Here is a 22887-nt window from a genome sequence, read left to right as displayed (position 1 = left end):
CAGGGCAATCGCGCCCAACTTGGATGCGCACAATGGGCGACGTCCTCCAGGGGGAGGGCGGCTGGGGTGCGGGGGACCCGAGGCGGGTCACCGCGGGCTGGGGGAGCAATGAAGCGCGGATACATCCTGACGGGTGTCCTTCTGCTGGCGGGATGGATGGGCGGCTGCCGCGACTCGGACCGCCTGAGCTCGGTGGGCAAGCCGCGGCCTCCCGGGCCGACGCCGGTGGAGTCCACGCCCACCCTTCCCGACGCCGAGACGTCACAGCCGCCCCCCGGCAAGCCGCCACCGGCGCCGGAGGTGGTGGATCCGCCGCCGCCCGATCCGGAGGCGGAGGTGCTGGACCCCACCCCCATCCCGACGACGGACGGCGTGCCGGGGCCACTGCCGGGCGTCTACACGGACAAGGGCGAGGCGCCGGAGACGGACCTCATCCGCGGGCTCGTGTCCTTCCCCATCCGCGAGGAGTCCGCGCTCGAGCAGCGCATCGGGGACATCTACAAGCCGGGCGGCTCCGGCTTCCGCGAGTACATGACTCAATCCGAGTGGATGACGAAGCACGCTCCACTGGAGAAGGACGTCACCATCGTCACGGACTGGCTGAAGTCCGAGGGCATGCAGGTGCCCTTCGTCGCCACCAACCGGCTGCTGGTGCAGTTCGTGGGGACGGTGGGCCAGTTCAACAAGGCGTTCGGCGTGAAGCTGCGCATCCTGGAGCGCAAGTCGCCCCAGGGCGGCAATGATCCGCACGACGTCTACGGCCTCACGGAGGGCATCAAGGCGCCCACTTTCGTGCAGCAGCGCATCCACGCCATCGTCGCGCTGGACCTGCCGGCGGAGACGGGCACCCTGCCCGGCGAGTTCGGACAGCCGTCCACGGACAAGCCGGACCCCATCAACCGGGGCCTCACGCCGCAGCAGGTGGCGCGCGCGTACGGCGCGGACTCGCTCTACGCGCAGGGGCACCACGGCCAGGGCACGAAGCTGGGCGTGGTGATTGGCGCCAGCTTCCGGTGGAAGGACGTGCGCGCCTTCTGGAAGATGTGGGACATCCAGCGCGCGGACCCCAAGGTCATCCAGACCATGGAGCCGCCCGTCACGCGCTACCGCGAGGGCACGCTGGACGTGGAGTGGGCCGCGGCGATGGCGCCCAAATCGGACGTGCTCGTCTACATGGGCCCGGACGCGCGCAACACGTCCATGCTCTTCACCTTCAACGAGGCCATTGGACGGGGCGAGGTGTCCGTCATCACCACGTCCTTCGCCCACCGCGAGGACTCCGAACCGCGCGCGGTGCACGAGCAGTACAGCGCCTCCGGGATGATGGCCGCCGCGCTGGGCATCACCGTCGCCGCCGCGAGCGGTGACTCGGCGGGCGTGGACACGCCGGGCTCCAGCCCGTACGTCACCGCCGTGGGCGGCACGCAGCTGAAGATGAACGGCATGACGGTGACGGGCGAGACCGCCTGGTACTACTCCGGCTCCGGCATCAGCCGCTCCTTCACCACGCCGGAGTGGCAGAAGGGCATCGTCCCCTTGCCCGCGAAGCGCGCGGTGGTGGACGTCGCGCTCAACGCGGACACCGGCTACTGGTACACGTGGCTGGGCGTCACCACGCCCAACACCGGCACGTCGTTCGCGTCGCCCATCTTCGCGGGGCTCATCGCGGTGGTGAACGGCGCGCGTTCAGAGGAAGCGAAGCCTCCGGTGGGCTGGCTCAACTCGCAGCTGTACACGCTGCCGAACGTGCAGGGCAGCTTCCGCGACATCACCGTGGGCGTCACCGACCAGCATTACGAAGCGGGACCGGGCTGGGACATCCCCACCGGCTGGGGCGCGCCGAGCGCGGAGGGGCTGCTGCGGACCCTGCCCTAGCAGGCAGGCGACATAGGGCGGACGGGCGTGCGAGCGCCGCTCCGGCTGTCATCCCGGATTGACGGGATGCGAATGCATGCGCAGGGCATGCTGTTCGGGACAGGACCATGTCTTTGTCCCCCCTGCGCGCGTCCCTTTCCTGCCTCCTGCTCCTCGCAGCCGCTTGCAGCAATGCCGTCGCCGGACCGAGCGGTGCCGTGGCGGATAGCCCCGCCACCAGTGCTCCCGGGAACATCACCGAGACGCCCACCGCGCCCGTGGAGGACGTGGGCCAGGTGCCCACCACGCCGACGCTCACCGACACGGTGACGCCCGGGGAGACGCCCACGGCGGAGGCGCCGGTCGTGAGCACGCCCGCTCCCTCGGCGAGCGTGTGCGCGCCGCTCAGCTCGCTGTCCAGCCTGACGGGCAACCTGACGACGTGGCTCCAGACGGCGTCCATCACCGCGGCCAACAGCGGCGGATTCAAGGAACCGGGCGGCACGGAGCTCGCCGCGTTCGAGGGCGCCTTCCGCACGCTGCTCACCGAGGGTCCCACCGCGCAGGTGGTGCAGGACCTGACGGGGATGGGCTACGGCGTGTCCACCTTCCGCAACGATTCGGGCGGCGGCTGGCTGGTGGTGCGTGAGCAGGGCCTGCTGTCGCGCGGCGGCGGCACCTTCATCATCAACCTGTTCCCCGCCCGAAACCTGTGGCTGGAGGCGCCGCACGCGGACTCCGACGAGGGCACGCTGCGCCAGACGGCCACGCAGCTGGTGACGCTGGGCGCTCGCGCGCTGCTCATCACCGGCAGCAACCGCTGCGCCGTCACCACCGCCAGCCCGTGCAGCGGCACCACCAGCGTGTGCGGCACGAAGGGCCTGCGCATCTCCGACGCCGCGCACTACGGCAACAACTTCTTCACCGCCGCGCACCGCGCGCTGCGCGACACGTACCCGGACGCCATCGCCGCCAGCATCCACGGCATGGACGCGGGCGACGGGCCCGAGGCCGCCGTGGTGAGCGACGGCACCAGCGTGCTGCGCCCGGAGTCGCTCTCCAACCGCCTGCGCGACGCGCTCAACACCCACCTGGTGGGCACGAAGAAGGCGTTCTCCTGCAACTCGGCGGAGGACTCGGGCCAGCACCGCGACCTGTGCGGCACCAGCAACGTGCAGGGCCGCATCGACAACGGCGCCGCGGACGCCTGCTACACGGAGGCCGCCGCCGCCACGGACCGCTTCATCCACCTGGAGCAGTCCGCCACGCTGCGCGGCACCGGCGCGTCGTCCAAGGCCGTCCTCCAGGCGCTCGCGGACACCGTGCCCTGCACGCTCGCCGGCTCCGGTCTGGGCTGCCAGGCCGTGGCCGCGACGGACTGCCCGTAAGGCGCAGCCGTTCCCCCTGGCCGCATCCGCCCGGCCGGGGGCATGACGCATCACACCGGAGTCATCCACACCCGGGGTCCCGCCCTGCTGCTCCTCGGGTGAAGCAGGCGCGCTGATCCGGTCCAGGAGGCCGCTGCCACTGTCCGGGGTTGGGCATTCAGTGGCATTGAAGGCCCGGATCATCGGTTGGACAGCGGACGCTTCTCACCCCCTGTAAGGGGCAACCCTGGTCCGGGACGGGAGCCTCCCTAGATTCGAGCGCAGCCACATGGCGCTCCTTTCGACCCTGACACTCTTTCCGGCTTACTCCCTCGACACCTCCATCCTGGTCGCGGTGCTCGTGGGCGTGCTCATCCTGGCGCTCCTCACGGAGACGCTCGGTTGGGTCTTCGTGGGCCTCGTGGTTCCAGGCTACCTGGCCTCGGTGTTCGTCATCCACCCGGAGGCGGGCTGCACCGTGGTGGCGGAGTCGCTGCTCACCTACGGCCTGGCGTTGGCGTTCTCCAGCGGACTGTCCCGTTCGGGGGCGTGGAGCGAGTTCTTCGGCCGCGACCGCTTCTTCGTCGTCGTGCTCGCCAGCGTGGTGGTGCGCGCCGTCAGCGAGACATGGCTGTTGCCCGTGCTGGGGCACTGGATGGACGACCGGTGGGGCACGTCCTTCATCGTCGACCGCAGCCTGCACAGCATCGGCCTGGTGCTGGTGCCGCTCACCGCGAACGCCTTCTGGAAGCTGAAGCTGCGCCGCGGGCTGTGGCAGGTGGGCGTGCCGGTGGCGCTCACGTACGTCATCCTCCGCTTCGTGCTGCTGCCCGGCACCAACCTGTCCTTCTCCAGCCTGGAGCTGATGTACGAGGACGTGGCGCAGGACTTCCTGTCCAGCCCCAAGGCCTACATCATCCTGCTGACGACGGCGTTCTTCGCCGCGCGCTTCAACCTCAAGTACGGCTGGGACTTCAACGGCATCCTCGTGCCCGCGCTGCTGGCGCTCACGTGGCTGGAGCCCCTGAAGCTCGTGGCCACGATGGCGGAGGTGCTGCTGCTGGTGCTGGCCGCGAAGGCCGTCCTGTCGGTGCCGGGGCTGCGCACGCTCAACCTGGAGGGCTCACGCAAGACGGTGCTCGTCTTCTGTCTGGGCTTCCTCGTGAAGTGGACCATCGGCTGGGCCATGGGCGCCCGCATCCCGGGCCTGAAGGTCACGGACCTCTTCGGCTTCGGCTACCTGGTGCCCACGCTGCTCGCGGTGAAGATGCTCCAGAAGCAGGTGATTGCTCGCGTGCTGCTGCCCACGCTGCACACGTCGCTGGCGGGCTTCCTCATCGGCAGCCTCGCGGGCTTCGGGCTGTCGCTCATCGAACCGCGTCCGGCCACCGCGCTCACCGCGGAAGCCTCGCGCGAGCACGTGCCCGGCCTGGGCCTGGACCAGTCTCCGCTGGGCCTGATGGTGCTGGGCCGCGCCACCGCGCGCGAAAGCGACGTGGGCGGGCAGTCGCTGCGGCTGAAGCACGGCGACCTGCGCGCGTACACCGGGCTGTGGAACGGACTGGATGCGTGGCTGGAGTCGGGCCGCGCGGAAGGACTGAACGCGCTGCGCACGCAGGCGGTGTCGCTGGGCATGGAGCTTCGCGAGCTGCCGAAGCAGGACGGGATGCCCGCGCGCTTCGCGCTGGTGGAGCGCGTGGAAGGCGATGGCAAGGCGGGCTGGGACACGTCGCTGCTCGTGCCCGGCGCGCAGGGCCCGGTGCTGGAGGTGCCGCGTCCCCTGGCGGAGGCGCCGAGCGCCGAGGCCGCCGCCCTCCTGTGCGAGCGCGTGAACTGCCGCGCGGTCATCGTGAGCGGCGTGGATTCCCACCGCGCGGGCCTGGTGCTGGGCGACGCGCTGGCGCAGTCGGAGACGCCGCTGCGCCACGCGCACGAAGCGCTGTCCTCGCGGGAGCGGGTGCAGCTGCGCGTGGATCCTTCGCTGAAGCCGGGCCAGGTGGTGCTGCACACGCCGGGCGGCAAGGCGCCCCAGGGCCTGGACGCGCTGTGGCCGGGCGCGAAGGTGACGGCCGAGGCTCCGCCGGAGCCCGGTGGCAACTGGGGTGAAGCGCGCGTGAGCGTGCTGCGCGCGGGTGCCGCGGACCTGGCTTCGCTGGTGCTGGAGCACGCGCAGGCGCTGGCCGAGCCGATGACGGAGCGCGACGCGCTGGGCACGCTGATGGTGACGCCCGAAGTGGCGCGCGTGCCGGCGGTGCAGCCGTCGGACGCGGAGCTGCTGGTGCTGGAGCAGCAGGTGGCCTCGCCGCTCCTGGGCGGCGGGACGGCGGACGTGCCGAAGGAGCTGCGCACGCGCTGGGCCGGAGCCATGGCGGCGCTGATGGGCCTGCGGGTGCATCCGGTGACGGAGTGCGCGGGCTCGGCGGGTTGCTGGTGGGTGACGGACGCGGAAGCGACGCCGGGCCGGTTGGGCGCGGGGTTGATGGTGCGTCCGGGTGGCTCGCCGCTCGCGCTGGAGGTGCCGTCGCCGGCCCGTGAAGCGGGCACGCTGCCGGTGGCCGCGGAGCTGTGGCACGAGTCGCGCTCCACCGCGCTGGTGTTCGCCACCGCGTCTGGCGACATGCCCCACCCGGCCACCTTCGGTGAGCTTCGGACGAGCTTCCAGGCATTCCACCAGGCGGTGCACCGCGCGCTGCCGAAGGAGCAGGGTTGGGTGCTGCACCTGCGCGGCTTCTCCGGCCGGCCCTCCGTGGACGCGGACGTGCTGGTGGACGTGGGCAGCCCGGTGCTCACCCCGGCGCAGCGGCCGGCGGACCTGGAGAAGCTCTTGTCGCGGGAAGGCCCGCTGGGCTGGCTGGGGCAGCGCGTGCGCTACCACGACGGCTCTTCGGAGCTGACGGGCCTCAACGACGCGAGCCCGCAGCAGGTCTTCTCCCGCACGTTCGGCGGGGCACGGCTGGCCACGCTGTGGCTGTCCGAGCCGCTGCGCGGCGCCTTCGTGGGCCCCCGGCTGGCGGCGGAGGAGCTGGCCATCACGGGCCTTCTGCCCGAGGAGCCGCGCGAGTCTCCCGAGCGCGCGCTGCTGGCGGACCGGTTGGTGGCGCCCACGCAGCCGGTGTCCGCCGCGCTGAAGGAGCACTTCGCGGAGCTGACCGCGAGCGCGGAGCGCTACGTCGCGCAGCAGAACGTGCATGACCTGCGCGCGCTGGCGCAGACGAAGCGCGTGGGCAATGTGACGCGTCAGGTGAAGTCCGGTTTCAGCGCCGAATACGGCCTGCCCTTCCTCCTGGTGGAAGCGCGGCAGGGCAAGCAGGTGCTGCGCGCCGTCTATTTCCTTCAGCAGCACCCGTCGCCGGCGAAGCGCGCGGAGCTGACCGCGGGTGACGCGGAGCTCGCGAGCACGGTGGACCTGGCGCTGCGGCACCGCCGGCCGGTGGTGTTGACCGGGGAAGTCTCCCGCGAAGAGGCCCGTCGATGAAGACCCGCAGCCGTGCCCTCGTGGCATTCCTGGGCCTGATGGTGGGCCTGGCCATCATCTGGGGCGCGAGCCTCGCCGTGTTGAGCAACACCGACACGCCCACCGCGCGGCGCGACGCGAAGTTCGTCAACGCCGAGCGCCTCATCTTCTACCGCCTGGAGCCGGGCCGGGAGATGCGCGTGCGCGTCCCCGCCGACGCGGAGGAGCTGCTCATCGTCACGCACGAGCTGCTTCCGGACGGCACGCCCTACGCGCCGGAGAAGCAGTTCCAGTACGGCCTCAAGGCCATCCTGCGCGGGCCGGACGGCGTCCTCCTGGAGCGCGACATCTTCACGCGCACGCGCCAGAGCAAGGGCCAGCCGCAGGAGGACGGCACCTTCCTGGAGGAGAGCGCCTTCACCACGCACGCGGATCAGCAGGTGACGGACGAGCGCGAGTTCGTGCTGCGCCTGCCCAAGGAGCGGCCGGACTACTCCGTGCTGTACCTGCGGTCCGCGGGCGCGAACGACTCGCTGCTCGCGCGCGTGTACGTCCGCGCGCACCGCACGCTGCCGCTGCTCGCGTCGCAGAAGCTGGCCCAGGCCCGCGCGGAAGTGCGCGCCGGCCGCGCCACCTTCGAGCCCTTCGAGAAGCTCTCCACCGACACGCGCCGCTGGCTCGCCGAGGAGCACTGGGAGCGCCTCAACGCGGAGGGCGAGGCGGGCACCGACTACCAGATTGAACCCGTCTACCGCACCGCCTACCGGCTGCCGCTGGTGGAGGCCACCGAGTCCGTGCAGGAGCGCCTGGGCGCGGGCCGCGCCGTGGCCCTCAACGTCACCGGGCCCTCGAAGCCGGTGCTGTGGCTGTGGAGCGACGGGACGGACGCGAAGGCGCAGCCGCACGGGCCGGTGACGGTCCAGACGCTGTCCGCGGACGGCACTGCGCACACGCTGGAGCTGCCGGGTCCCGTGGCGGGTTCGCCCATGTCACATCCGCTGGAGCTGCCCGAAGGCGTGCACACGGTGATGGTGCGCAACGACGGCAAGGAGGACCTGCGCTACACGGTGGAGGGCCCGTTCGAGTCGTGGCTGCTGCCCGCCGAGTCGCGCTCCTCGCCCGGTGTCGCGTCGGAGGGCCGCGTGGCCTTCCTGCCGGACACGCGCCGCACGGAGGCGTTCGCCACCGGCCCCGCGTGCCCGGTGCTGGAGCTGGACATCGATCCGCGCATGGACGCGGTGGGGCGGTTGGTGCGCCTCGACGCGCGCTCGCTGGACCGCGCGCCCTCGCATGAGCCGCTGCACCTGAGCCTCACGGTGCTGGATGGCCAGGGCCAGAGCCTGGGCCAGGCTTCGCTGGACGCGACGCCGGAGCCCGCGCCGTTCGAGAGCGCGGCCCTGGCGCCGCTGGCCGGTGGAGCGCTGCCGTGCACGCCCCTGGCGCAGGTGGCCCAGGACGCGGGCTCCGCGGGCTCCGGAGAAGTGACGGACCTGCCGGCCTGGGTGTCGGGCGTGGCGAGCGCGCGGGTGTTCCTGCCCATGGGGGCTCGCAAGCTGCGCGTGGAGGCGCCGCGCGCGACCATCGTGCAGCTCTACAGCTTCCTCTCCAGCGGTCAGCCCATGGCGGCGTCGGCGCCGTACACCAACGACGCGCTCACGGCCGTGCGCTGGCGCAACGCACCCGTGGATCAGCGCGCGTGGCACCCGATGCGTCCGGCGAACCTGCCCGCGCTGATGCAGGCGGGCGCACGTCTGGAGCTGCTCAGCCAGGTGCGCCTGGAGCCCGTGGGTCCGGAGGAGGAGACGCTTCCGCCGTCCGGGGACGCGGTGGTGGTGCGCCCGTACGGTTCGCCCTCGATGGTCGAGGTCCTCGAGTCCGCGCAGGCGGACACGGTGGACATGGTGAAGGCGCTGTCCACGGTGCTGGAGCCGGGCCGCGCGGTGCGGGCGCGCTTCGATGCGCGTACGCCCTCCCGTCCGGAGGTGCGCCTGTCGCTGAAGGACGCGGCGGCGCTGGGCAACGAGGTGGAGGTACTGCTCGACGGCGAGCCACTGCACCGCTTCACCGTGCGCTCGACGCGGGCGCGGGAGCTGCTGCCTCCGCTGCCGCCGGGTGAGCATGAGGTGCTGCTGCGCTCCTCGGCGCCGGGCCTGACGGCGATGCTCAACCGGCCTCCCGCGGCGGGCAGCGGTCTGCGCTCGCGCACGGTGTATCCGGTGAGCCAAGGCGGCCTGCGCGTACCGGTGCGCAAGACGGGCCCGGGCGCCGTCACGCTCAACGTGGTCGTCTACACGCCGGTGGCGGACGGTGCGACCGCGCCCCAGTTGTCCGTGACGGTGGATGGCGGCAACCCGGTGCGTCGCGCCAGCGTGTTGGTGCCGCACGTCACCCGCGCGGAGCGCACGGTGGTGCTGCCTGCCTCCGAACGGGATCCGGCCATGCCTGCGGGCCGCCCGGGCGTGAAGTGGTACGCGCGCACGGTGCCGGTGACGCTGGGCGAAGACATCGCGCCGGGAGTGCACACCGTGCGCATCCAGGCGCTGGGCTCCGAGCCCATGTGGGCGCGGTTCTTCATGTTCGGCCAGCCGGTGGAGAACACCGCGCCGCGCATGTGGAACCGGGGCGGCTGGCAGCCCGACGAGGACATGTTGTGAAGTCCCCCCGGAGGACCGGGTCGTGGCGCCCGCTCGTGGCCGCGGGAGTCGTGTCGGTGCTGGGCGCTGGCGTGAGCGCCCGGGCACAGACCGCCTCGGAGGCTCCAGAGGCACCGGGTGCTGCGACGACCGCGAACGCCATGTCGCCATCACGCGCTCCAGCGGCACCGGGTGCCGCGACGAGCGCGAACGATGCGTCGGCATCGCACGCGCCAGAGGCACCGGGCGTCGCGTCGGCCTCGAACACCGCGTCCGCCTCGAAGCAGGACGCGCCCCGCACCGGCATGCGCGCGAAGACGGCCACGCGGCCCGCACCGGAGCGCGTACCGCAGGAGGATCCATCCGTGAACGTGCCCGAGCAGTCGGGGTGCCGCGTGGACGCGCGCTTCTCCGGGCTGTGGCCCCGCGTGGACGCCGTGACGTTCCACCCCACCACGCTGGAGGAGCGGGCCGCGTTCTCGAAGCTCATCCCCGCGCTGCTGGCGGCCGCGCCGAAGCAGAAGGACGTGCCCCCGGAGCTGACCAACGTGGCCGCGTCCGTGGGCTTCTTCCTGGAGACCTGGACCACGCCGCGCGACACCTTCTGGGTCCTGCGGGAGCGGCCGGACGGCTACCACGGCGCGGGCGCGTATGTGATCCGCACCGGCGAAGCCACCGACGACGTGGTGCAGGTGCCCCACCCCTACTTCGACATCGGCACGGAGGACATCGGATCCAGCATCTTCTCGTGCCCTCCCGAAGGCCGCGCGCCGCGCCTGTTCATGACCGCCACCGCGCACCGCTACAAGGGCACGTCCGGTGAGACACCGGAGGATCCGGAACACCCCGCCGACGTCGCACACAACCCGGAGCACCTCTTCCAGACCGTCACGGACCTGGCCGCTCGCCAGCTCCCCGCTCCTCGCGTGGTGCAGCTGCACGGCTTCGGCGAGTCCAAGGTCCAGAAGGGGCGCACGGAGATGCTCGCCATGGTGATCAGCGACGGGACGCGCAAGCCCGGAGCGTGGGCCCGGAAGGCATCCGCACCGCTGGAGGAGGCGCTGGGCCCCGGAGTGAAGCTGTTCCCGGACGGGGTGCAGGTGCTCGGTGGGACACAGAACGCGCAGGCGCGCCTGCTCCAGTCCTACCCGCGAGCCCGCTTCCTGCACCTCGAAATGTCATCCCGTACGCGCAAAGCGCTGGTGACCCCGGCGCGTCTGGACCGGCTGGCCCAGATTCTGTTCGCACCCTTGGAGGACTGAGCGCCGATGCTTCCTGTTCGACGCCGCGCCCGTTACACCCTGCTCGTGGGAGCGCTCGCGGCGCTGCCCGTCATCGCGCAGCCCACCGTTTCCCAGCCGTCCGTCATCGCCCGCAGCGAAGAGGGCATGGCCTGGCAGCCGCGCGCCATCCGGGGCCCGGTCGCGCTCAAGGACCTCCAGGGCCACGCGCCCTATGTGCCGGACGGCGTGCCCCAGGCGACGGGCGCGATGGAAGTGACGTCCCAGAAGGGCGCGGCCGTGTGGCTGGGCCCGCTGGACGTGGTGCGCGTCACCGGCCCCGCCGGGGCGCTGCGCTTCACCCGCGTGCCGCTGTCGGAGGGCGACGAAGCGCCCGAGCTGCGCGTGGAGGAAGAGGGCGTGTCGGAGCGTCCGGGCCGCTGGTACCTGGCGGAGCCCATGGGCGCCGGCAGCATCTGGTGGGTCACGGCGACGAAGAACGCCCGCATCGTGGTGGAACGCCCCACGCACACGTCCACGGCGCGCACCGAGGAGCGGATGCGCGACGCGATCCTCAAGTGGGTGGACGGCAAGGGTCCGCGCCCTGCGTTGGCGTTCGACGCGGCCACGCGCGCGCGGCTGGACGTGGACGCGGCGCTGGAAGCGGAGCTCGTGAAGGATGAGCCTGAGTCCTCGCCCTTCCGGACAGCGGTGCGCGACTGGCGCAAGGCCGCGGCGCTGCGCGAGTGGGCGCTGGTGTCGCCGCTCTACGGTCAAGCGGTGCGCGTGGAGCGCCCGCGTCCCACCGGCACGGAGGTGGTGCTGGAGGGAATGGACGCGCCCTGGGTCCGCCCGGAGGTGAAGGGCTCGGTCTGGGCGCTGGAGCTGGAAGGCCCGGGCGTGTTCTCGCTGGAAGCGCGCACCGTGCTGGGCAATGGCGCGCCCGCCGAGGCACCATCGGTGGAGGTGTACGGCGTGGGCGGAGTGCTCGCGCAGGCGCAGCTCATGCCGCAGCCCGCGTGGGCGGAGGCGCCCGAGGGCGCGGCGCTGCCGGACGGACGCACGGCGCGGATGCTCCCGTCGGGCGAGCGCGTGGGCATCGTGGAGGAGATGCGCGTGGCGCTGCCTCCGGGCAAGCACAACTACCGCGTGAGCTGGAAGGGCCCCGCGCCGATGCTTCGCGCGCGCGTCGCCACGCGCAGGCCCACGCTATCCGAGGCGCTGTCGCACCAGACGCACTGGACGGAGCTGGCGGAGAAGGCCTGGGAGGTGGTGAAGCAGGACACCGCCGCCCGTCCGTCGCTGCTGCGTCAGCGGCTGGTGTCGCTGATGCCGGATCTGGCGCGCGGCACGTACGGACGGATCAAGACGGAAGGTCTGTCTCCGCTCCTGCGCGCGATGGCCGCGTTGAGCGACCGTGAGACGGACGCGGCCGTGGAGGCGCTGAAGGACACGGATGCGTCGCCGCTCGCGTGGCACCTGCGGCTCCTCACCGCGAAGCAGCTGCTGGATGCGGGCAAGGCGGACGTCGCGCACGCGCTGCTGGGCACCGCGCCCGCGCTGCCGGACGCGGGCTTCCTCACCGCCGAGGCGTCGGAGCTGGTGGCCCGCCTGCCGCTGGGAGACCCGCTGCGCAGCCGCGAGCTGGCCGCGTTGGAGCTGGCATGGCGCGCGGAGCCGCTGTCGGAGGACATCCGCCGCGGCTACCGCGCCGCCTGGTGGCGTTCGAGCCGCTGGTCGCAGGTGACGCCCGCGCCCCGTGAAGACGGGACCGAGGTGAAGGCCTCGCAGTGGCTGGACCTCCAGGGAATGGAGGCCGACGCGTCGATGGTGGGCAGCGCGCTGTGGCCGCTCGCCGCGGGCGGCACCACGCACGTGCAGGCCACGGGGCTCGCAGAGGCCCCCACCCTGCTGCGCGCCTACGTGATGACGCCGCCGGGCGCGAAGGTGAACCCGGTGCTGCGCGTGGGGAGCAACGCGTTCCCGCTGCTGCCGCTGTCGGCGGTGGAGCCGGTGGAGATCGCGCTGCCTCCGGGCGAGCACGCCCTGAAGCTGGAGGGTGTGGAAGGCACGCGCGCGTTCCTGTCGCTCGCGCCCGCGAAGGCGGAAGGCGCGCCGGGCGAAGTGGGCTACGTGCGCTCGCAGTGGCCGGCCAACGTGGACAAGAAGGCGGTGCGCTTCCGGGTGCCGGACGCGAAGCTGCCCTCGCCGGTCCGCGTGCAGTTCCGTCCTTTGGGGGCTGAAGCGGGCAAGCCGTTCGTGGTGCGCATGAACACGGACGTGGGCCATCCGCGCCGGCTGGTGCTGATGCCTGGCGCCGCCAGCGCACGCCACGTCGCGCTGGAGGGCGCGAAGGGCACGTCGTCCGCGCCGGTGTCCGCGGTGGTGACACTGCCCGCGCAGGCGCGCGAGGTGTGGTTCGAGCCCGAGGATCCGAAGGTCCAGCTCGCCGTCTCGCTGGCGGTGCGTCGCGCGGAAGTGGCCACGCCCGAGGAGTCCCCTGCCCCGCCGCAGCCGCAGCAGGCCGGCACGGCATACGAAACGCTCCAGGCGCTCTCCCGCACGCTGCGCGCGGAGCCCCTGGAAATGGAACCGCGCCTCGCGCGCGCCGAGTTGCTCTCGTCGCTGCAGGAGGACGGCTTCGCCCGCGCGGACGTGGGCCGGCTGCTGGACGCGCAGGCGAAGCTGACGCCGGAGCAGCAGCGGCGCCTGCTCGCGCTGATGGACCGCCTGTCGCAGGCGTCCCCGCGCACGGTGCGCTTCGCGCAGGCCATCACGCAGCCCACGCTGGTGTCCCCCGCCTTTCCGGCGCTGGACATGAACAGCGCGCGACTGCCGGTCACGAGCACCTCGGCGCACGACGGCAGCACGGACACGCAGGGCAATGCAGCGCTCGCTGGCACCAGCGCCTCGGCGCGCACCGGCAGCACGGACACGCAGGGCAATGCAGCACTCGCTGGCACCAGCGCCTCGGCGCGTGACGGCAGCACGGACACGCAGGGCAATGCAGCACTCGCTGGCACCAGCGCCTCGGCGCGTGACGTCCACACGGCAGCGGAGGGCAACACGACGCTCGCGGCGATCAGCGCCCAGGTTCGCGAGGGCCATACGGACGCGGCGCTCGCGGCGGTGTCGGGCGACAAGAGCCTCGCGGGCCGCTACCTGCGCGCCCGGTTGCTGTCGGCCTCTGGTGAGGACGCGGCGGGCGCGCTGGCGATGGCCGCGCTCTACCGCGAGACGGGCCTGCCGCAGGTGGGCCTGGAAGCGCTCGGCATGCTGGAGCGGCTGCAGGATTCGCCGCAGGCGTGGAAGGACGGCGGTGCGCCGCTCGGTGCCGCGCTCGCGGGCCAGCTCCAGGCGTGGGCGGATCATCCGGACGTGCGCCGCATGCGCTTCACCGCGGGCCGCTGGACGCGCTGGGAAGGCCTGCGCGACGCGGAGGAGACCGCGGGTTCGCTTGTGGCCACGTCGGAGAGCGGCGCGGACGACGAGGACGTCGCCATGTCCGTGCGCAAGGCGCTGCTCGCGCCCCCGTGGAAGCTGTCCGAGGCGAAGCTGCTGCCCGCCGGTGCCTCGCGCGTGATGAGCCTGGTGGTGAAGCAGCCCCGGCCCCTTGGAGCGGAGGTCCTCTGCGGCACCACGCCGCGCCCCGGCGTGGACGCCGCTGGCACCTGCGCCTTCGCGCTCCGCGTGGACGGCCGCGTGGTGCGCGAGCTCCAGGTCGCCGAAGGAGACACGGCCATCCTGGGCACGCGCCTGGACGTCCCCGGCCGCCACCAGGTGGAAGTCGTGATGGCGCGCGCCGACACGCAGCAGACCGGCCTGGTGCGCTTCGTGGAGTCCGAGGAAGCCAACGCCAACGCCCGCGTCGTGGCCGCCCCGCAGCCCCTCTCCCTCCTGCGCAGCCGTCCGGGTGCGCCGGTGGTGATGACCGTGCTGGGCCCCACCGCCCTGCGCGTGCGCGCCACCGCCCTGGCCCCCACCGCGGGCCGCGAGCTGCTCCTGCGCAGCACGCCGCTGCCCTCGGGTGACGGCACGGGCGGCTCCAGCGCGGAGGAAGGTCCGCTCATGCACCTGGGCCTGCCCGAGGACGCCGACCCCGGCCTCCAGGGCGCGTCCCAGCCGCTGGGCCGCATGGGCGAGACATGGCTGCTCCTGCCCTCGCGCGGTCCGCACCGCGTGAGCCTGGAGTCGCCCGCCGGTGAAGCCCTGGTGCAGGTGCAACTGGGTGTCGCCTCGGATCCGAGCGCGCTCGCGGCCCCGTCGTGGGCCCAGGGCACCACCGGCCTGGAGCCGCTGCCCTGGCCCGCGCTGCCGCCTGGCCTGTCGCTCTTGCCGGAGGGCATGCCCCCGGAAGCGCGCACGGGCGGCCTGGGCATGGTGTCCGCGGAGATGGGCTACCGCAGCGAGGACGTGGAGGAAGGCGAGCTGCTCAACCGCCCGCTCCAGACGGGCCTGGAGGTCCGCCTGTCCCTGCGCCGCGAACTGTCCCCGGGCCGCGCGTGGCTGCGCTTCACGCCCGAGGCGCGCTATCCGCTCAACCAGACCGCCGTGCTCGGCGGCACCGTGGCCGCGTACGTGAACCAGCTGCCCGGTGAGCTGCGCCTGTCCATGCAGGGCTCCGTGTTCACGCAGACCCTTGACGGCGCCATGCGCTGGAGCGCGCGAGGCCGCATCGCGGCGGACCGCTACCTGCGCCTGTCCCCGGACGTGGGCCTCATCCCCGGCCTGGGCCTGACGCTGGAGTCCATGCAGGGCGGCAGCGCGGTGGAGGCCAGCCGCTACGACCAGAACGTCTACTGGCTCTACGGCAAGGACCACCCGCGGCGCCTGTCGCCCCGGCTGTCCCTGCGCTGGCAGCCGTTCCAGGACCACGTGGCCACGCTGGGCATGTCCGCGGTGAGCAACGCCAACATCTACACGGTGGACAACGCGGGCGCCTACGCGAGCTGGGCGGCGCACCTGGGCGGCAAGCTCCAGGGCACGCGCGTGGAACTGGGCTACGGCGCGTCGCAGCGCTTCCAGGATGATCACCGCGCCACGGCGTACCTGCGCCACCGCGTGTCGGGACGCGCGGACTGGAACGTGTGGATGGGCAAGGGCGGCAACCGCCTCATGCTCTTCGCGGAAGACCGCGCGTTCCTCTCCGGCCCGTACGGCACGCAGAACGTCTTTTCACTCGGAGCGCGGTGGGATTGGACGGGTGGACGTGGGTTGCAGGACGTCACGCCCACCGAGGAGGAGTTCGAAGAGCTGCTGGATGAACAACGTTTGCAGCCCTGAGCTGTCCTGATCCGAACGCGTGCCTGGGGGGGCCGGGCAGGTTTCTCAAGCGATGAATAGCTCTGGCCGCGACATGCACCCGGCGAACGAACCTCTCGAGTCCCAGCTTCTGGAAGCCCTGCCCGCGCTGCACCGCCGTGTGCGCGGGGCCTCGGTCGAAGTCCTGGCCCAGCGGCTGGTGGAGACGTGCCCCCGCCCCGCCGGCCTGGAAGGCCTGGCCCCGTGGCTGGGCGTGGCGCTGGAGGCCCTGGAGACGGAGCTGTCCGCGATCCACGCGGAGATCGTCCAGTTCACCCGCCAGCACAACGAGGCGGTGGATGACGCCGCCCGCCGTCAGGTGCTGGTGGAGCACATCAAGGCCACGGTGAAGGACCGCAAGGACCGCAAGGAGGACCTGCGCGCCCTGGACCGGTGGATGGGCTTCGACGCCCTGCGCGAGCGGCAGGAGAAGCGCCGCCACCAGCTGCTGATCGAAGAAGAGACCGCGCTCCGCGCGCTGACGGGCGTGCTGACCACGGCCCCCGCGCAGGAGCTCCAGCCCGCCGCCGTGCCGCTGGCGAGGCAGCTGTTGGACCGCGCCGTGGACGCGCCCCGCGCACAGAACCGCTTCGCCGCGCTGGAGGCCTTCCGGCAGCTCGCGCAGACCGTGCCGGGCGTCGCCGCGTCGCTGCCCGAAGTGGGCCCCACGCTGACGAGCCTCGCGGGCCAGGAGGACGTGAGCCCGTTCTTCCAGGCCGAGGCCCTGCGCGCACTGCTCACCGTGGACGCACTGACGGGCCTGGCCTTGCTGCGCCAGCGGGTGCGCGCGAACGCCCCGTCGGAGAAGGACTTCCTCTTCCGCCGCCAGGTACTGGAGCAGTGCGCGCCGCTGCTGTCGGAAGAGCACCGCCTGCCGCTGCTCACCGAGGTCGCGCATCACGACCCCAGCGAGTACGTGCGCATGGGCCTGTGCGCCCTCATCGCGCAGCGGCCGGAAGGTCAGCCGCTGCTGCGCCGTCTGGCGGGCCTGGAGCACGTGCCCGCCGTCGCGGGACAGGCGTTGTCGGAGCCGAGCCCGCGCGTGCGCACCGCCGCCGTGCTGGCCGCGGTGGACGCGGCGCTCGCCTCTCCGAAGGTGAAGGGCCCTGCCCTCCAGGTGCTGGTGGATGTGCTCAGCCGTGACACCGCGCCGCTCGTGCTGCGCGTGTCGTGCGAGCGCGCCGCCGCGCTGGCGGAAGCGCTGGGGGCCGCGGGTCTGGGTCCCGCGCACGCGGCGCTGCTGGACGCGGTGGAATCGCTGACGACGCAGCCGGGCGCCACGGGCCCGGTGGTGGAGGCCGCCGCCGCCGCCGCGCAGGTGCTGCGCCGGGTGAAGGATCCCGTGCGCCAGGCATGGACGGCGTTCCTCGCCGGCCGCGTCTCCAAACTCCGCCCGGGCAGCCGCACGCGCCTTCCGCTCCAGCCCGCGCCGGAGAACCTGCCGCCGATGCCGGAGGACCCCGCGTGGCTGGGCGCCATCCTGGCGGACCTGTCGCAGGACGGGCACGGCCTGTACGCGGAGCGCACGGACAAGACGCTGACGCTGTGGCACGGCGACCGGCAGGAGCGCCGCTTGTGGCGCATGTGGCACGAGCTGGGCCGTCCCGCGCCGAACAAGCGCCAGGCGTTCCTGCACACCACCGGCCGGGTGATGTCCGGCACGCTGCGCGCGCACCCGGGCCACCTGGATGAAATCACGGAGACGCTGGTCCCCGGCGAGCGCGTCCACGTGGCGAGCCAGGGCAGCTGGGGCCGTCACCTGCCCACGGTGGACGACCTGCTGGACATGCCGCTGTCGAAGGACGGCAAGGTGCACCTGTTCAGCAGCCACGGCGAGACGGTGCTGGTGCCGCCCACCTCGCGCCTGCGCCGGCTGACGAACCGCCTGCGCGTGACGAAGGACTACCGGCGGCTCGCGACGCTGCGGCTGGACTCGCTGGGAGGCGAAGAGCCCCGCGAGCGCCGCCGCTTCGTGGAGCACGTGGAGCGCGACCTGGGCGTCCAGGTGCGCTTCACGCCGTACGGCCAGAACAAGCAGGTCCCTTCTCCGCTCGCCACGCTCTTCCACGAGCCGGAGGCCGCGCCGAAGCCCCCGTCCACGCTGCACTCGCCCGCGCTCTTGGGCTTGCAGAGCGGATTCCTGGCGCTCCTCACCGAGCGCATCATGGAGAACGAGGGCTACTTCCTGGGCATGGGAGGCAACGGCATCGCGGCGCTGGGCCTCTTCACCGCGGCGCTCTTCTCCATCTTCCTAGGCGACACGTACGTGAAGCGCCAGAGCGTGCGGAAGTCGCGGGAGAAGATTCCACTCGTCATCGGCGGTTGGGGCACGCGCGGCAAGTCCGGCACGGAGCGCCTGAAGGCGGCGCTCTTCTCCGGCATGGGCTTCGAAGTGTTCGCGAAGACGACGGGTTCGGAGGCGATGTTCGTGCACAGCGCCCCGGGCGCCGGGCCGTCCGAGTTCTTCATCTTCCGCCCCTACGACAAGGCCACCATCTGGGAACAGAAGGACATGGTGGAGCTGGGCGCGCGCCTGGGCACGGAGGTGTTCCTCTGGGAGTGCATGGCGCTGCAGCCGAACTTCGTGGAGCTGCTCCAGAACGACTGGATGAAGGACGACTTCGCCACGCTGACCAACGCCTATCCGGACCATGAGGACATCCAGGGTCCGGCGGGCATCAACGTCGCGTCGGTCATCACCAACTTCATGCCCAAGGGCGGCCGGGTGGTGACGACGGAGGACCACTTCCTGCCGCTCTTCAAGCAGGCGGCGAAGGAGAAGGACACGACGTTGCTGCACAGCGCGTGGTGGGAGGCGGAGCTGATTCCCGAGGAGTTCCTCGCGCTGTTCCCCTACCGCGAGCACCCGCGCAACATGGCGCTGGTGGCGACGCTGGCCGAGCAGCTCGGCGTGTCGCGGCCGTACGCGCTGGCGCTGATGGCCGAGCACGTGCAACCGGAGATTGGCGTGTTGAAGATCTTCCCGCCCGCGCGGGTGCGCGGGCGGCAGCTCCAGTTCATCAACGGGCACTCGGCGAACGAGCGCACGGGCTTCATGAACAACTGGACCCGCACGGGCCTGGGGGACGTGGATCCGGACGCGCACCCGGAGCGCGCGGTCATCACGGTCATCAACAACCGCTGGGACCGCGTGTCGCGCTCGGAGGTCTTCGCGCGCATCATGGTGGAGGACGCGCCCGCGGACCGGCACGTGCTCATCGGCACGAACCTGGAAGGCCTCCAGAAGTACGTGCGCAGCGCCTTGGACCGGCACCTGTTGAGCACGGAGGTCGTCGCGGCGGAGGAGGTCGCGAGCCCCGAGGGTCAGGCCCGGGCGGAAGCGCGGCTCGCGAAGGAGCTGGCGAGGCTGAAGGTGCCGCGTCCCACGACGGCGACGTTCATGGACCGGCTGGAGCGGTACGCGGCCGGCGCGGGGCTTCAGTCGACGGCCACGCTGCCGCTGACGGCGGCGGTCGGGAAGGCGCTGGAGGGCGGAGACGACGACGTGGGCGTGGAGAAGGTGCGCCGCGCGCTGGAGCGCGAGGTGGGCCCGCTCATCAACGAGGCGCTGTCGCCGGTGTCGCGCGCCCAGCCGCAGCCGTTGCCGGAGGTGCTGACGGCCGCGACGAAGGACGAGGTGCGCGAGCACGCGCTGTACCTGCTGGCGCGCATGGCGGTGCACGCGCGGCTGAAGGCGCTGCTGCCCCGGGGCGAAGCGGACGCCCAGGGACGCGTGAAGGCGTTCCACGCGAAGTTCCGTGAGGCCTACAAGGCGATGATGCTGGAGCAGCTGGTGCCGGTGTCGGATTCGCAGGCGACAGGCGACCAGGTGGTGGACGCGTGCGCCCGCGCGGTGGCGCCCGGGATGCAGGTGAGCATCATGGGCGCGCAGAACATCAAGGGCACGGGACTGGACTGGGTGTACCGCTGGATGGCGCTGGACCGTGTGACGACGGCGCTGAAGGCGCTGGAGGGCACGTCGGTGGAGGCGCGGCGGCGGGCGCTGGAGTCGCTGGAGACGTTCGACGACTCGGGCTTCGTGGACGCGGGCCTGGCGCGCACGGTGCTGCCGGGGCTGGTGAGCAAGGCCGCGTCGCCGGAGGAAGCGGACCGGCTGCGCAAGCTGGCGGAGCGCGCACGGGCGCGGCACGAGCTGAAGATTTCGGCGCTGACGCACACGTCGGAGGGCGGCGCGACGCAGGTGGTGGTGCGCAAGCTGGAGAAGGTGTTCGACTACCTGGACAGCGTGACGCGCCGCCGGCTGAGCGAGATGTTGCTGGAGGACCTGGAGTCAGGCCGCGTGTCGCACGCGCGGGCGTCGGTGGAGACGCGCAAGCTGTACGAGCGCCAGAAGGGCGGCTGGCTCTTCCGCGGCCTCAAGAAGCAGCCGAAGCGGCTGGCGCCGGTGTCCGTGGAGGCACCCGTGCCCGTCGTGGAAGAGGCGCCCGCGGAGGCGATGTTCAAGACAGGCGTGGAGCATCCCAGCACCCGGGTTCCGGTGCCGGTGCGCCAGGGTCCTTCGGACATCAACGCAATGACGAAGGGCGAGGGACCGGTGCGGCTGCGTGACGAGCCGCTGAAGAAGCAGGGCCCGGAAGTCCCCGCCCCCGAAGCGGTGGATGACGCAGGCGAGCCCCTGTCCTGAGTCCCCCCGAGCGCGAGACCCGAGGAGACACGGTCATGGAGGAGATTCCCATCACGGACGCGATGCTCGGGGAGCGCGTCCCTTCCCTGCCCCGCCCGAACACGGTGGAGCTCGCGCCGCACGGGCGCGTGGAGCCCCTGCGCGTGGAGGAGGTCCGCGACCTCGCGGCCTTCGACGCGCTGGAGGCGGAGTGGAACGCGCTGGTGAAGCGCGTGGATGATCAGGTGTTCTACCGGCACGAGTTCGTGCGCTGCTGGCTGGAGCACTTCGCGCCAGGAGCGGCCCTGCGGATCCTCGCGGCGAGGAACGCGGCGGGCGGACTGGCGGCGGTGCTGGGGCTCCAGGAGGAGCAGGGCCACCAGTACGGAGTGCCGGTGCGGCAGCTGTCGTCGCTGACGAACAAGCACTCCTGCCGCTTCGACCTGGTGGCGGAGGAGCCCAAGCGGGCCGCGGTGGCCTTCCTGTCGCACCTGATGGGCGACCCCAGCTGGGAAGTGCTCCGGCTGTCGGACGTGCCCGAAGGCGGCGCGGCGTGGGAGCTGCTCAACGCGGCCAGGGGCGCGGGGATGCCCTGGGGCGCGTGGCCGAGCGCGCGCTCGCCGTATCTGGTGTTGCCCGCCACGGTGGCGGCGTGGACGAAGGGCCGGAGCAACGCGAAGCCCTTGCGGCGAAGGCGCAGGCGCCTGGAGGAAAAGGGCCGCGTGGAGATAGAGCGCGTGGCCGGAGTCGAAGGCCTGGGGTCGAAGCTGGAGGAGGCCTTCGCGTTGGAGCAGAGCGGCTGGAAGGCACAGGAGGGCACGGCGATCGCGCAGGCCGAACACCGGCGGGGCTTCTACACGGGGCTGGCGCGGACGGCGGCGGAGCGCGGCTGGCTGGGATTGTATTTCCTGCGATTGGACGCGCGGCCCATCGCCTTCCAATACGGGCTTGAGTACGGCGGTCGTTACCTGGCGATGAAGCCGGGCTATGACGAAGCCTTGTCGGAAGTGAGTCCGAGCCACCTGCTGACGGAGAGCCTGGTCCAGGACTTCATCGGAAGGGGTTTGAGCGAGCTGGACTTGTTGGGGGACGATGCCCCCTACAAGCGCGAGTGGACGGAGCAGGTGCGGCAGCACCACTGGCTGTTCATCTACCGGGACACCTGGATGGGACAGACGTTGCAGCGGTCGAAGTTCCGCTGGGCGCCGGTAGCGAAAAGGATGGTGGGCAGATGGGTCCGACGGCGCTGACGTTCTATAGGGCCGCGAAGCGGCTCCAGGCGCTCCAGGTGCCAAGGCTCGCCAAGATGGTGGCCACGGTGGGCGACCGCCTCCACAACAGCCACGTGGACACCCAGGCCGCGCTGCACCCCACGGTGGAGCTGGGGTACGGAGGCATTGGCGTCATCATCGCGCCGGGCGTGGAGATTGGAGAGAGGAGCTTCATCTCCCAGAACGTGAGCCTGGAACCCCTGCCCGGAATCCCGGGCGTGCCCCGAGTCGGCCGGGACGTCTACATCGGCGTGGGCGCGCAGATATTGGGCCCGGTGACGATTGGAGACGGAGCGAAGGTTGGCGCCAACGCCATCGTGATGGATGACGTGGCGCCGGGTGCCACCGTGGCTGGGATTCCGGCGAAGGAGCTGAAGCGTCAGGCGCCGCCTACGGGGACGTGAGCGGTCCTGCACTCAAGCAGGCCATTGCACTCAAGGGCAGTGGCAAACAACCTGAGCCTCCGCCGATAGCCGCACCCGTTCTCCACACGCCATCTTGTATCTGCCGTCGCTTTGGCCAAAGTGGCGGTCTAGATAAATCTCACCAGTGCCCATGTAACCGGCGCAGCCCTTTGCCGAGTCGGCTTCCAGCACCATCACTGTTTCAAAGCGAAACAGCCGATAGCCCACTGTCCGGCCGACAAGAATTCCCAGAAAGAAAATCACCGCCGCCGCAAACACCATCTCCATCCCTGCTCTACGCATTCAGCCACCACGATTCTTGTCACCACCTGCCAGCACTGAGGCCCGCGTGTGTGGAGCAACAGCTCGCTACGGCTCCGTCATCTCCCACGCCTTGCAGATGCTCGGATCACCATGTGCTGAATTAACACATGCAAGGCCCTCAGGGCACAGGATTGGCCTGGGAGAACACAGGAGTTCACAACTCCGATAGGATTTGAAGCGAGCCCAGAAAGGCTGGGCAGGCGCCAATGCCTCTTTGGGCCACCCCATGCAGTACCGGCCGCCGCCGCGGCAATCCTGGTCGTTCTCGCATTCTCCGTATGCGCCTGTGGTCAGCCATGCGCTGAGCGGTATCCGTCCGGCGAGCGACGTGACCGAGCCTATTGCAGAGGGACGGGGACCGTGCTCGGCGGTGGTCGCGAGCCTGTGAGAGAGCGGGCTGACGGGGCGGACCTGAGCAGGGGGGCTCAGGACGAA

10 protein-coding genes are annotated in these 22887 nt (G+C 71.8%); 9 read left to right on the top strand and 1 reads right to left on the bottom strand.

Annotated features, from left to right (window positions below; translation table 11 throughout):
• Positions 1-108 precede the first annotated feature (108 nt).
• The 9 genes from D7X32_RS27265 to D7X32_RS27225 all read left to right on the top strand — a co-directional run bounded on the left by D7X32_RS27265 (position 109) and on the right by D7X32_RS27225 (position 22128).
• Entirely contained in the window at positions 109-1875 is a 1767-nt protein-coding gene (locus D7X32_RS27265; protein ID WP_120605502.1) for a S53 family peptidase, read from the top strand.
• 197 nt (positions 1876-2072) lie between these two features.
• A complete protein-coding gene (locus D7X32_RS27260; RefSeq protein ID WP_147450287.1) occupies positions 2073-3242 on the top strand; it encodes a hypothetical protein in 1170 nt (389 codons plus the stop codon).
• Between the two features lie 268 nt (positions 3243-3510).
• Positions 3511-6696, top strand: coding sequence for a poly-gamma-glutamate biosynthesis protein PgsC/CapC (locus D7X32_RS47625; RefSeq protein WP_120605500.1), 3186 nt, complete (start codon positions 3511-3513; stop codon positions 6694-6696).
• Positions 6693-9329 (top strand): hypothetical protein, encoded by a 2637-nt coding sequence (locus tag D7X32_RS27250; RefSeq protein WP_120605499.1) that lies wholly within the window; start codon positions 6693-6695, stop codon positions 9327-9329. Before D7X32_RS47625 ends, D7X32_RS27250 begins: the two co-directional genes overlap by 4 nt.
• A 35-nt stretch (positions 9330-9364) precedes the next feature.
• Entirely contained in the window at positions 9365-10570 is a 1206-nt protein-coding gene (locus D7X32_RS27245) for a hypothetical protein (protein ID WP_147450286.1), read from the top strand.
• A gap of 6 nt (positions 10571-10576) precedes the next feature.
• A complete protein-coding gene (locus D7X32_RS27240; protein ID WP_120605497.1) occupies positions 10577-15811 on the top strand; it encodes a hypothetical protein in 5235 nt (1744 codons plus the stop codon).
• Between the two features lie 52 nt (positions 15812-15863).
• A complete protein-coding gene (locus tag D7X32_RS27235; protein WP_147450285.1) occupies positions 15864-20474 on the top strand; it encodes a hypothetical protein in 4611 nt (1536 codons plus the stop codon).
• A 35-nt stretch (positions 20475-20509) separates the two neighbouring features.
• On the top strand, positions 20510-21703 hold the full coding sequence (locus D7X32_RS27230) for a GNAT family N-acetyltransferase (protein WP_171447390.1): 1194 nt from the start codon (positions 20510-20512) through the stop codon (positions 21701-21703).
• Entirely contained in the window at positions 21685-22128 is a 444-nt protein-coding gene (locus D7X32_RS27225) for a serine O-acetyltransferase (RefSeq protein ID WP_120605495.1), read from the top strand. The genes D7X32_RS27230 and D7X32_RS27225 overlap by 19 nt, the downstream gene beginning before the upstream one ends.
• A gap of 30 nt (positions 22129-22158) precedes the next feature.
• Here D7X32_RS27225 and D7X32_RS27220 read toward each other — a convergent pair whose 3' ends face one another.
• Positions 22159-22416, bottom strand: coding sequence for a hypothetical protein (locus D7X32_RS27220; RefSeq protein ID WP_120605494.1), 258 nt, complete (start codon positions 22414-22416; stop codon positions 22159-22161).
• Positions 22417-22887: the final 471 nt, after the last annotated feature.

It is taken from the genome of Corallococcus carmarthensis (assembly GCF_003611695.1).
Classification (GTDB): domain Bacteria; phylum Myxococcota; class Myxococcia; order Myxococcales; family Myxococcaceae; genus Corallococcus; species Corallococcus carmarthensis.
Note: the sequence above shows the minus strand (reverse complement) of the source record. Positions and strands in the feature narration are given on the sequence as shown.